Here is an 11,577-nt window from a genome sequence, read left to right as displayed (position 1 = left end):
GATCTGAACACTCGCTTGTCAAGAAAGGCACTTGACAAGCTCACGCCGGAGCACGAGGCCCGGGAGCAAACGAAGGTTCGGGAGAGAATATGCGTGATTCGTTTGCACTAGGTTTGCCAAGAACTGAACGTGCGTTTCTAGCTTGCAAAAGCTCTCCTTGACGAAGGCATAACATGTGGTACCCAACCCACGGATAGCAGCGTGCCGACCGTCGCTCGCATTTTTGCTCTCGCGCCACGTGCTCAGGCAGAAAAAATAGAGGGTTTGACAAAAACGTTCATAGCAACAAATCTCAGACACTCTATTTTGCCGTTTATCCTCGGTTTGGAGCAGTAAAGACTGAAATAACGTTGCCCAGCTTCGTTACATTTTAAGGAGCGTTATTTTTACACAGATAGCGCTCATAAGCTTCGTTATAAAATTTCGTTCACGTTCTGAGCCACATTTTCGATCAAGAAAGAAATAAACCAGTTTAACTGGTAAGTGAAAGTGACAAATAACACTGAGCCTGAACAGATTTGTGATCAGGCTAGTCTTTAGGCGCAGTTTGGCAACAGGGGGTTATACCCCAACAGCAAACCACCCGCCCAACGGGTGGTCATGATTTGGCCTGGATTCCCACCAAATGTACAGTAGAAAGCCTCGGTAACTATATTGCGCGATCGGTGTTCTCTTTTTTACTATCAACTTTCTTTTTCACTATCAATCAATGCCTTAAGCTGGCTGCGGAGTTTGAAACTTCTCTCTAAGCTTTTGAAAAACAATGGAATCATGCGTCTGTTCTGACTCCAAGTAGGCCATAACAAATTTGGATTGTTTCAAAACAACAACGATTTCTGTTCCTGACGAGTTAAAAAGAATAAGCGAGCCCTCGCTCTGATCCGCAAATCGGTATGTAACTGACTCTACCACTTCAAGATTGTTATATTTCCTGAGTTTATTAATAAAAATCTGAGGAAACGTGCCATACATATATTGCATCGACTCCTCGATATGCTCCTCATAATACTTCAATTGTTCGTCATCATTTTTAGGATTCAAAAATTTTCTAAAAAAGTTTTTAGCGATCTCCTCATCACCCGAAAAGTCCTTTGCTTTTGATACAGCTTTAGGCGGAGTAGATGTTTTATTGAATCCTTCCCTAATAACACGAAAAGCAAGATCGCTATGGGCAGCAGTTTTAGACGGGAGATACCCTGAAACCATTTTGGAATTTTCAAATAAATAAATAACTTCCTTCGTACCAGATTCCTCTTTAGGGGAGGAGCTGTATTGAATGAAGACAAGCGCGACACTGTTACCATGATATTCAAACAGCTGCGTTTCGATCACCTTGGGATGGTAAATCCTTAACTCTTCCTCCGTAATAAATGGAGTATAACTCAAAAAAAAGGATTGCCGGCTTTCAATAACATGCTGTTCCACAAAACGTTCCTTGCCCTTAACATCCTCATTATTAAGAAAGTCATGAATATACGTTAAAGCAAGCTCTTCTGCTATGGCCATCTCCTCTTCGGGCGAAATAGAATCTGTTTCAGCTGCAATTTCTTCCTTTGGTGTTTCCTCTGCATTAGCCGGAACCTCAAGCAAATTCGTGCTTTCTTCCTGGATTCTAGTATTGTTCTCCATCGCCTCTTCCATTGACACAGTTCCGCAAGCAGTTGTCACAAGAGACAACAGTAATACAATAATCCATTTCGTCCAACTCATTTCTCTCATCTCCAAATACACTATGTACGTTAGCTTATATTTCTAATCTCAGCCTGATCATATCTCTGCATCGTATGCCGTTCTCAAAAATTTCCTCCCGATAATGATGCGAAAAAAAATCCTGATCAACTCCCACAATCCGGAACCCGCACTTCTGATATAAAGCTAGTTGAGCAAGGCTTGAGTTCCCCGTTCCAATTTCTATCGTTTTAACCTGCTGCTCTTTTGCTTTTGCAATGGCTTGAAGCATTAATTTCTTGCCGATCCCTTTCCCTTGAAAATCCTCCCGCACCGCTATGTTTATAATCTCCATCGTATACGGCCGGGTTCTTAATAAAACAAAAACTCCCACGATCATTTGACCTGACCTGGCGGCGATGTAGCACTGGCCTCTTAATAAGTAATCATCCACGATTTCCTTGGAAGGATCGGCAAGCAGCAGCAAATCATAGGGTACAGCATCCTCCGGGGATAATTTTTTTATTGTTAATGTCATCTTGTTCTGCGCTCCTATCTAAACGTGCATGCAGTTATTCCAATTAGCTTCCAGTTCTAAAGAGCTGTCACATTCTCAAATTTCGCCCCATATTCCCCTTTGCCGATATGCGGCTCAATGGCCCATTTTCTCCCCTTCAAATGAATGTGTGCATTGTCAGGACTTATATATATACGCTTGTCCTGGTTGCTGCCATCCTCAATTGAATGCCCAATATTTCCGTATGGATCGAGCAAGCGGTACCCTCTGGCATGGATGAGCTCTTCACAAAACTTGAATAAATCTCCAATCGTCGCGGCTTGTGTGGAATAAGCATAAGTCAATTCAAAAATTTGCTTGGCATCCTTAATTAGCTGGTCAAATTTCGGATCATGCCCGATCAGGATCGTCTCCGAGTAATCTCCCCACTTGCCATCAAGCATTGGACTATAATCCACTAGAACAATATCGTTCTCTAACAAAATCACATCTTCAGAGGGCAGATGATCTCCGCGGGTACAATAGATCGAATTCTTATTAAAGTTTACAAGCATTGGATACCACAGTGCTTCTGCCCCTAAGGAATACATAATTTCTTCACATTTGAGCGCGAATTCCTTCTCCGAGATTCCTGGCTTTAAAAACAGTTTGGATTGCTGACAGGCCGTCATAGCCAATTGCTGCGCGTCTATAAGGATCAGTCCTTTTCATCATTTGTTCTATTTGTTCTATCTCCCTTTTACGTGCCTCTATTTACGAAGCCGGGAAACCTCAAGTCCGCTCGGGGCCGCCCCACTCTTCCTCTTGCTTTCTTGCCTTTATAAGAATAAATGACGGCCTGCGCTTTTCATTTAGCAGTGTGGGCTTTTTGGCAAGGCCCTCTGCTATCGATTCCGGTTCATCCACTTCCTGAACAGTCAGTCCATTTTGGATCAGGACGTTGATTAAGGTAGAAAGTTTCCGATGATATTTTATGACTCCGTCAATCCCCCAAAATTGGGCTCTGCTGCCTTCTTCACCATAATTATCGATCGGCCAATGAAGGATGCTGCTATCCGAATCACGAATCCAGCCCTTTTGGCTTTGATGGGCTAAAATGACGGGGTGCTCTGTCGAGAATACCAAGTACCCCCTTGGTTTAATCCAATTAGCAATTCTACGGATTAGTAATTCATAGTCTTTAATATAATGAAAAGCTAAGGAACTGATTACAATATCAAATTCATGGCGGTTACATTCAACCTCTTCCATCGGACAATGCAAGTAACGAATTTGTGGGTGAGGACGTGCGGCAGACAGCATTTTCTCCGAAATATCTATACCCGTTACCTGCGCTGCTCCCTTCTCTATGCAGTAGTGGGCCATTTCGCCGAAGCCACAGCCCAGGTCAAGAACTTTTAGTCCCTTGAGTTCTGGAAGCAGCCTTTTCATCGCAGGTTGTTCAATAAAATCATTATGGGTTACTCTAGTTTCTCTTAATTTTTTATACATGTTGAAAAACGTTTCGTTGTCATATAAATTTTGCATTCATACCTCCCCAGTATCAACAAGGCTACGTTACGCTAATCCAAAACCATTTCTCGTCCAACCGCTTAACCTCAACCCATTTCCCAAATCGATTTTCATCCGGCTCCTGCCCATCGGCGGAATATACAAATCCAGCAAATTGATCCGTAACACCACGATAAGTGAAAAATAAAATTTGCGTATCTGTTCCATCCCCTAGAACAACAATTTCTCCGCCGCCTTTAGACAACTCTTTATAGTCGTCAGGTAAGCGGATTAAAGTGGGATTATGAAAAACATTGGGCAGCAGTCCCCCTGCCATCACCATATCAACTACCTTTTCCCGTTTATGTTGGCTGGAACGAAAATCAAAATTCAACACGATCGAATTAATAGGGACAACTAATACCAATATCAAAATAATGATATTCAGTAAAAAAGGGATTCCATTTCTCGCTCTTCGGCTGGGTTTGCTTACAACAAAATACACAAATACAACTAATGTGCTTAAGCAGAAAACAATATATCCGATGATCTCAATAAATGGGGCAATAAAAGGGGTCAGCGTATCCATTAATACCCAGCGAAATATATTTATCAGTAATATGGTCACTGAACTAACCGTTCCGATCGTCAGCATGAAATAAAATATCATATTAGATTGACTATGCTGTAGACGTTTTAATTCCTCTTCCATACTCGCCCTCCCCAATAATTAACCCCTCCTAGGGAACATCAGCCGTTACATTGATCGTCTCATTAGCTTGCGTAGTCCCATCACTTCCTAAAGCCTGCACTTGAATATGGTCATGAAGTATCCGATCGCCGAACTCCCATTCTAAAGACCATCCATTGCTCCCATCCGTATCATAAGCGATAAAGGCTCAGGTCATTCGGATGGTTGACTCTTTGGGACATCAAGGTTATATCAGATCAAGGTTATATCAGATCTAAATGTTTAATTACATATCTTCAAGATGGAATTCGCTTAATTTCACCAGTTTTCTCCTGCCTCGATTTCCTTTAGTTCTGGTTTCTTTTCCATTTTCATCACTTTGTTTAATGATGAACTCGCCGGTCAGCAAATTATAATCTTCTTCTTCGGCATTATCCTTAGCTGCATTGCCTGTGTAATATGAGCCCCATGTTGCGCCTATTAAATACCAGTCATTCTCTTGAAATCTAAATCTGTATTTGTTATACCATCGCCAGTTGCTGCCGCCATAGTGGCTAACCAGTACTGATCCTCTTTCTATAGATAAACTTTCAAAGGGGTCACCCCAAATGCCGCCCTCGTCCCGGTTTAATATGACATTCTCGGCAATAATCGATAAGGTATATGTCCCGTCCCCATTTCCAAAGGCAATCAGAAGTGCGCGTGGCGGCGCCTCTTCGCCTTCCTCTTGACCTTCCTCTTGGCCTTCCTCTTGACCTTCCTGCAGCCTCTCTATTACAGCGGCCATATCATTAATGCCATCCTTATTTAAGTCTCCCTCAGCATGAGCGGCATATCCCTCTGTATCTTCCAAAGTGCCCCACCCTTCCGGTAGGAACGATAACGGGCCATTAGCAGTTTGCGGTGAATCCTCCACCTGATTTTTTTCGTTAGATGCCTCAGATTGGTAGTTAGCTGTGTTGGGATTGGTCGTTTTGGGAGTAACTGTTTTGTTATTTTCTAGCTGTTCATGATCACATGCTGTTAAAATTCCTAAGAAGAATAATACGATAACATATATAGTCTTCTTCATCTGCTGTTCCTTTTTAATGATTTTTTCGTTATTTTTTCAACATTCTTGTCCAAAAGCTTTTGTAGTCCTCATACTCACCGTCCTCATCTCTCATACAATACTCAGCATAGAAGATTTGGTCGACGATGTTGTTGCCGCTGCCGTAGAGCGTATAAGGATAAAGAAATATCTTATCGCACTCCTCACTTTCCTGCTCCATGGCGTTTTCTTCACAATATCCTTCTTCGAGCAGCAATTCTGCCGCCCCCGAAAAGGAAAGTCCCTTGAGAATGTTAATGTTAACCAGTTCATTCCCTCCTGTATGTATAACCTGCAGTATGGATAAGTTGCAAAAGAATGGGGCTGTCCCGAAAAAAGTTAGACGGAAAACACCGCATCTCTCCGTCTAACTTTTTTACACATCTGTCTTTGCTGGTGTGAGGAGTTGATTGCCGGCTGTATGGCTTGGGAGGCGGGCTGGCTTGGATTGCTGCATAGCGTGTAGCTGGCCTGGATTGCTGAGTGGCTGTGCAGCTGGCTTGGATTGCTGAGTGGGCAACTGGATATATTCAAGCCCAAACGGACACAGGGGACGTTATTTGTGAAATAACGAGGAATCTTGAGAGCTAACGGACCTACGTTCCGCTATTGATCCCGAAACCCTGTTTACTGCCGTCAATTTGGTCGAATAGCGGAACCAGTGTCCGCAAGCAGAGCAAAGGAGCCCATTTTCAACAAATAGCGGATCTCCTGTCCGTTAGAGGGTGAACAGTCCCACGAGTACAGCCAAATTCCATCACTCTCACCAATTCCACTAAACCCCAAACCACCCTATGAAGAAATCAAGGGGTTATCCAAAAAGTCAGTTTTTACTGACTTTCTGGACAGCCCCGTTGCTGTGCGAGCTTCTTCCATGATTATACATTTGAAAAACAAGGGACGGAAGCCCTTTTAGCGAAAAATGCGGTGTGGTCACGTTTTTATTCATAATGGCCAGTTCGTATTAGGTATGAAATAGAGGGGATTACTCCCAGTAAAACGGCCCGCAGCCTTTTAGTCTCGCTAGACCTTCCACAAAGAAGAAGTCGCCATAAATCAGCGGAACATCAATATTCGTACCCTGCGGATAGTTGCTGGTGCCATGCAGCAGCAGCCCTTCCTCTGCAGGATCATCCCAGGCACCGTAATTTTCATACAGTGACTTCAGGATCCGCTCACCTCCTGCACGGTAGACGTCGGCATCTCCACCTTCGCTTTTGGCAGCGAGCAGCAGAAGACCGCTTGCCGCACAGGAGCCGGCCGAGGTGTCACGCAGGCTGCGCAGCTCATCCGGCGCCCGGAAGTCCCATGCCGGTACACTGTCCTCTGGCAGCCTGCTGAGGAAGAAGTTCGCCACACGTTTGGCGGCCTGATAATAATCGTTCTTGCCGGTATGGTGATAGGCCAGCGTCAGTCCATAGATGGCCCAGGCAGCTCCCCGCGACCAGGCCGACTCCGGCGCATAACCTTGGCCGCCCAGCCCCTCCAGCATTTCTCCCGTATGCGGATCGAAGTTGACGATATGATAAACCGAGCCGTCTGCCCGGATGAAGTATTTCAGCACGGTATCCATGTGCGCCTCGGCAATGTGAGCATAACGCGGATCGCCGCTGATGCGGGAAGCCCAGAACAGAAGCGGCATATTCATACAGCAGTCAATGATTGCCTGCCCTTCATTCCGCTCCCCCTCTGACCAGGGATTCCATGCCCGTATGTATTGCCCCTTTAGATTAAAACGAGCGGCAAGATAGTTGGCGGCCTTCATAGCCCTGATTCGCGATGTCTCATTGCCGGTCAGCGTGTAGTTGGCCACGCTGGTCATGGTCCATATAAATCCCATATCATGATCCAGTTTCACATACGCATCCAGTACGTCATCCAATCTAGCCTCGCATTCCTCGGCCAGCAACTTCAGCTCTTCCTTGCCACTTTCGCCATACAGGAGCCACAGCATTCCTGGCCAGAAGCCCGCCGTCCACCAGGACGGCTCAGCCAACTGATATACGCCGCCTTGACTCGCATGCGGAAACCCCGATCCGATTCTGGCTGAATTGCGTACCGTTTTTTCCAGCGAATGCCGCCAAGCCTCGTCCACCCAAACGCGTTCATTATTCATCGGTCCCACTCCTTTATCGTTTGATCCTGATTACTATGACAAAATGCCGTTATTGCTTCCCCAGAAAGTCTGCCAAGCAGTCTTACATTCGTATAAGGTGGAATAAGAAGCTCAAATCAAGGAACGTCTCCAACTGCAGCACATGAAAATCCAGCGTATACCACACCTGATTTTTCCCAAAATGATCGCGATAAGTTCGCTCTGTCACTTCGGCCCGAACCTGCTGGTTGTCATAAACAAGCTCCAAAGCAAGGCTGCCGCGGGGCAGCAACAGACGCCCCTCCTGCGAAAGCTCTTCCGGTTTAATCAGCGTAACAAAGCGTTCCAGCAGTGTGTCCGGTTTGTTCGTAAAAGAAAGCTCATCTTTCAGCACCAGACTTGGCAGCTTTTCCTTGCGCCATAACCAGGAGCGCTTAAACGTTTGCAGCTCGGGACAGTCGTAAGCTTCCGACAGCTCTATCGTCAACCGGCTTTCCAAACCACTGCTTGATTGCTCCAGAATAGACGCAAATCTGTTCTTTCCGGCTGCCTGAAGACAGCCGTTAATGACGGGAACCGAATGTCCCTGGGAGCCGTTACAGTCATACGTATAGCGAGGTGCGCTGAAATAATCCTGCGTATATTCCCCGCAGCCAAGATCAGATAGGAAAAACTCCCCGTCTCCCGCCACCATAAACTGACCTAGATCATTATGGTTATGCGGCTCATCGTTATGCCCTCCCTTGGCGGCAAAGCCAAACACTCCCTCCTCCGAGACCGTGCGGGAGATGAGCCAGCCTGCATCAGGCAGCGTAAAATCGCCCGGTTCCCAGTCCTGCGCATCTCCGGCCAGTTCACGCCAGAGTAAGTTGCGCAGGGCGGGCGCCCATCTGCTGCAGTGATCCTCACGGTAATCCGCGCGCAAGCGAGTTGGAGGCGATGGAATGCCTTTATATTTACCAGAGACATAACGTGACAGTCCAAGGTGTACGCTGCTATAAGGCAATGCATCAGAAAAGTTGACCACTGCGTCGCCGCCCAAAAAGCATTTCTGCTGAAAACCGGCAATTGCCATCACCTTTTCCTGCGAAAACCAGTCCAGCTCTCCCCTGCTGCGCTTATGCAGCAGATCGGCGTAATAAACAAAATAACCGAAGCCATAGTTCCAGTAACCGATCCCTTCGAGACACGCGCCATCTTCGCCAAAGCCTTGCAAATAATAAGTCATGCTGCGCTCTGTTCGCTCCAAAATCCGCCCTAGTATCTTCTTCTCCCCATCTTCTTGAAGCAGCAGAAGAGCCGCAGAGCCGATCGAGCCAGCGCACACCGCCGACCAATTATGCTCCGCCTCCTCCCAGGCATACGGCCCCTTCTTCAGGAAAGGCAGCAGCAATCGCTCATGAATCAGTTCCGATATCCGGGTACGCAGCAGCTCCGGCAGCCGCTCCCCCAGCAGCAGTCTCAGCTCTGCCAGTGTAAAGCCGGTTTCCGCCGCGAATAGGTCAATCGTCTCCGAAACCGGCCGCTCAGGACTAACATGAGCAGGCAGGCACCAGGTCAGTTCGCTGCAGATTCCCCAGACGGAATCCAGCAGTGCTGTGTGAAATGCCTCTTGCTCCGGCTCCAACAGCGACAGAAGGGCGAACGTGTTCAGCCGTCTTCTTCGCTCAAAATAAGCCCGTTCATATTCCAGTCTGGAGCCCTGTTTCGCAAATAAAGAAAAGAGCGAGTAAGTCAGCTCGGGCTGGGTGGTAGCGAGCAGCCGCTCCCCTTCCGATCTGATTTCAGCGACGTCAGCCGCATACTCCCCGCTGCTGCGGACTTTCTGCCAGAAGGCGTAGCCGCTGCCTTCCGGGTAATAGAAATACAGGCTAGCGGGGGGCATCTTTTCTGCTAGTTCTGCTAATGGACTGGTTATTATCTCATCCGATTCCTTCATAACTTCGTTCCCTTTCAATCATGCAAGTATAGGATCCCAGCATAACGGATCCGTTACAGATTACGTAGCGGGTCACGCCTGGTCCCGTTGCCGCTTATAGTGAACCTTAGGATCTGCTGCTAAATTCGGGAAAGTTTGATCTCGTGCCCCTGGCAGCCGTAAATGGTAATTACTTCTTCTTCGATCTTAACGTTCAGTCCGATCGCTGGCAAATTATCGAGCGAATGGGCTGGCGCCGGACGCGGATCACCGTAGACGGCGGATGCCAGCCAGTGAACACCGGGCTCCAGCGAAGCAGTAAGCGTCGGAATGACCGTGCGCGGCCGCATAATATTGGTGTTGGCATTCGGCCAGATCAGCTGGGCCGACTTATAGCCAAGCAGGCTTCGCACACCGCTGATCCCGCAGGGGCTGCCAGCCGCCGCCTCTTCCCTGCCGATCCTCTGCAGCGGCGGCGTTTCGATGCCGAGGGCAAACCCGCCTTCTGCTGCATCCAGGTGACGCTCCGTTGCAATCCGGTGAATCCGGATATGCCACGGAAGCCCGGCAACGAGCCAGGTGTTCACTTCCACATCCCGCCAGGGCTCCCATACAGCATGGAGAACGTTGCCCTGAATGCTGGTCTCCATATTGCGGCGTCTGACCCGGTACAGGTTGTCCCCGCCTTCGCTCAATGCCAGCATAGAATCAAAGGCTCCCTGAGACAATCCCCATTCGGAACGCGGCACACTGAACCCGAACTTCGTTGAATATACAAATTTCTCATATTTGGCTGAAGTATGAGTATGTTCATTTGTGCCGCGATGGCCGCTGTTAAAGGCAGCCACATGTCCGGCGCTGTCGTCCCGGACCAGTACAAGATGAGCCGGCTGCTGAACGGACAAGGCTTCCATTTCCGGCAGTGGAAGCTCCTCGGACGTCCAGAAGGGATGGTCAGAGGGCAGCGCCAGCGGCAGAAACGTTTTGAGTGCCCAGTACGGCGAACCGGGTGAATTGTAGTTCTCCGCCATGACCAGGTTCGGATAGGTATAGCCTATGGTTAGAAGGCCGCTCGCATCAAAGATGGGCTGGCTGAACCACCAGCGCAAGTTCCGCAGCACCAATCCTTTCAGTACGCCGGTTAGCAGCCCATCCACCTCGGCAAAAGCCATCGCGCTCCAGAAGGCCGACTGGGAGAAGCGGTAGGTCAGACTGCGCCCATAAGGCAGCGCCGAGCCATCCGCATCGAACCAGGCGATAAAGCTGGCAGCAAATTTACGGGCACGCTCCTTGAATATATTAGACCGGACCCGATCCTCCTCCATCATCAGCTTGGCATAGAGCAGGCCATAGTAGTGGAAAGCAAACGGGACATAATAGTCGCTATGCCCGCCCTCTCCGTCGCTGTACCAGCCGTCCTCCAAATAGAAAGCATCGAGCCGGTTCAAGTTTTTCTCCAGCTGTTCCTCATCATACGGCAGCCCCATTTTCCGGAAGCCGATATTCACAAGCACGTTGAAGAACAGCCAATTGCAATCATGACAAGGATGAGCATTGATTTGTTTCAGCCAAAGGTACAGGTCGTTTCGGGCACTTCCCTCAAGCGGTTCCCAAATTTTCTCGGGGATGAGAGCCAGCGCGTAGCCAAACACAGCCATCTCAACTAGACGCTGATCATAATCGCCAACCTCGCCCCAGTATTCCTCATGCTCCGGATTCGTGCCGTTAGCTATACCCTCCAAGACGATATCCCATAACTCACTTGTTCCTCCGCCGGCAAGCAAAGGGACAAGCCCCCATAGCACCCTGGAGAAGCCTTCCATCCCGGCGATCGCCACCGGATAGCCGGCTCCGGTCTTGCCAACCTCCAGCCTTGCTCCTCCCTTGCTGTAGAAAGGCTGAAGGGGGGCCAGCAGCTGATGCAGCGCGGCTGCCATATCCTCGCGGGTTGCTAGTGGATTGTCCGCAATACTTTCATATGCCAAATGCTCGTTGCCCATCAGTTTCATTCTCCTTCACATTCGTTGAGTTTACCTACGATGTTGAGTTCACCTTCGCACTCGTTGAATTCACCTTCGATTTGTTGAGTTCACTTTCACATTCGTTG

10 protein-coding genes are annotated in these 11,577 nt (G+C 48.1%); all 10 read right to left on the bottom strand.

Annotated features, from left to right (window positions below):
• Positions 1-714: 714 nt before the first annotated feature.
• Positions 715-1,710 (bottom strand): hypothetical protein, encoded by a 996-nt coding sequence (locus G358_RS0121225; protein WP_019639273.1) that lies wholly within the window; start codon positions 1,708-1,710, stop codon positions 715-717.
• A gap of 34 nt (positions 1,711-1,744) precedes the next feature.
• On the bottom strand, positions 1,745-2,206 hold the full coding sequence (locus tag G358_RS0121220; RefSeq protein WP_019639272.1) for a GNAT family N-acetyltransferase: 462 nt from the start codon (positions 2,204-2,206) through the stop codon (positions 1,745-1,747).
• Positions 2,207-2,262: 56 nt separating this feature from the next.
• Complete coding sequence (locus tag G358_RS0121215; protein ID WP_276203571.1) at positions 2,263-2,862, bottom strand: M24 family metallopeptidase; 600 nt, start codon at positions 2,860-2,862, stop codon at positions 2,263-2,265.
• Between the two features lie 94 nt (positions 2,863-2,956).
• The gene (locus tag G358_RS0121210) at positions 2,957-3,712 is read right to left on the bottom strand and encodes a class I SAM-dependent methyltransferase (protein WP_019639270.1); all 756 of its coding nucleotides are present in this window, start codon (positions 3,710-3,712) and stop codon (positions 2,957-2,959) included.
• A gap of 25 nt (positions 3,713-3,737) precedes the next feature.
• Positions 3,738-4,388, bottom strand: a complete 651-nt coding sequence (locus G358_RS0121205) for a hypothetical protein (protein WP_019639269.1) — start codon at positions 4,386-4,388, stop codon at positions 3,738-3,740.
• A gap of 265 nt (positions 4,389-4,653) precedes the next feature.
• The gene (locus G358_RS31865; RefSeq protein WP_019639268.1) at positions 4,654-5,439 is read right to left on the bottom strand and encodes a hypothetical protein; all 786 of its coding nucleotides are present in this window, start codon (positions 5,437-5,439) and stop codon (positions 4,654-4,656) included.
• A gap of 28 nt (positions 5,440-5,467) precedes the next feature.
• A complete protein-coding gene (locus G358_RS0121195) occupies positions 5,468-5,674 on the bottom strand; it encodes a hypothetical protein (protein WP_019639267.1) in 207 nt (68 codons plus the stop codon).
• Positions 5,675-6,442: 768 nt separating this feature from the next.
• A complete protein-coding gene (locus G358_RS0121190; protein ID WP_019639266.1) occupies positions 6,443-7,573 on the bottom strand; it encodes a glycoside hydrolase family 88 protein in 1,131 nt (376 codons plus the stop codon).
• Positions 7,574-7,655: 82 nt separating this feature from the next.
• Positions 7,656-9,491, bottom strand: coding sequence for a heparinase II/III family protein (locus G358_RS0121185; protein WP_019639265.1), 1,836 nt, complete (start codon positions 9,489-9,491; stop codon positions 7,656-7,658).
• 119 nt (positions 9,492-9,610) lie between these two features.
• Positions 9,611-11,470, bottom strand: a complete 1,860-nt coding sequence (locus G358_RS0121180) for a DUF2264 domain-containing protein (protein WP_019639264.1) — start codon at positions 11,468-11,470, stop codon at positions 9,611-9,613.
• Positions 11,471-11,577 lie beyond the last annotated feature (107 nt).

The sequence above is a fragment of the Paenibacillus fonticola DSM 21315 genome (genome assembly GCF_000381905.1).
GTDB lineage: Bacteria > Bacillota > Bacilli > Paenibacillales > Paenibacillaceae > Fontibacillus > Fontibacillus fonticola.
Note: the sequence above shows the minus strand (reverse complement) of the source record. Positions and strands in the feature narration are given on the sequence as shown.

Bases quoted from the DNA above. Each gene is read 5' to 3' on its own strand.
- G358_RS0121185 (WP_019639265.1), bottom strand. From the start codon at position 9,491: ATGAAGGAATCGGATGAGATAATAACCAGTCCATTAGCAGAACTAGCA.
- G358_RS0121180 (WP_019639264.1), bottom strand. From the start codon at position 11,470: ATGGGCAACGAGCATTTGGCATATGAAAGTATTGCGGACAATCCACTA.
- G358_RS0121190 (WP_019639266.1), bottom strand. From the start codon at position 7,573: ATGAATAATGAACGCGTTTGGGTGGACGAGGCTTGGCGGCATTCGCTG.
- G358_RS0121205 (WP_019639269.1), bottom strand. From the start codon at position 4,388: ATGGAAGAGGAATTAAAACGTCTACAGCATAGTCAATCTAATATGATA.
- G358_RS0121210 (WP_019639270.1), bottom strand. From the start codon at position 3,712: ATGCAAAATTTATATGACAACGAAACGTTTTTCAACATGTATAAAAAA.
- G358_RS0121225 (WP_019639273.1), bottom strand. From the start codon at position 1,710: ATGAGTTGGACGAAATGGATTATTGTATTACTGTTGTCTCTTGTGACA.
- G358_RS31865 (WP_019639268.1), bottom strand. From the start codon at position 5,439: ATGAAGAAGACTATATATGTTATCGTATTATTCTTCTTAGGAATTTTA.
- G358_RS0121220 (WP_019639272.1), bottom strand. From the start codon at position 2,206: ATGACATTAACAATAAAAAAATTATCCCCGGAGGATGCTGTACCCTAT.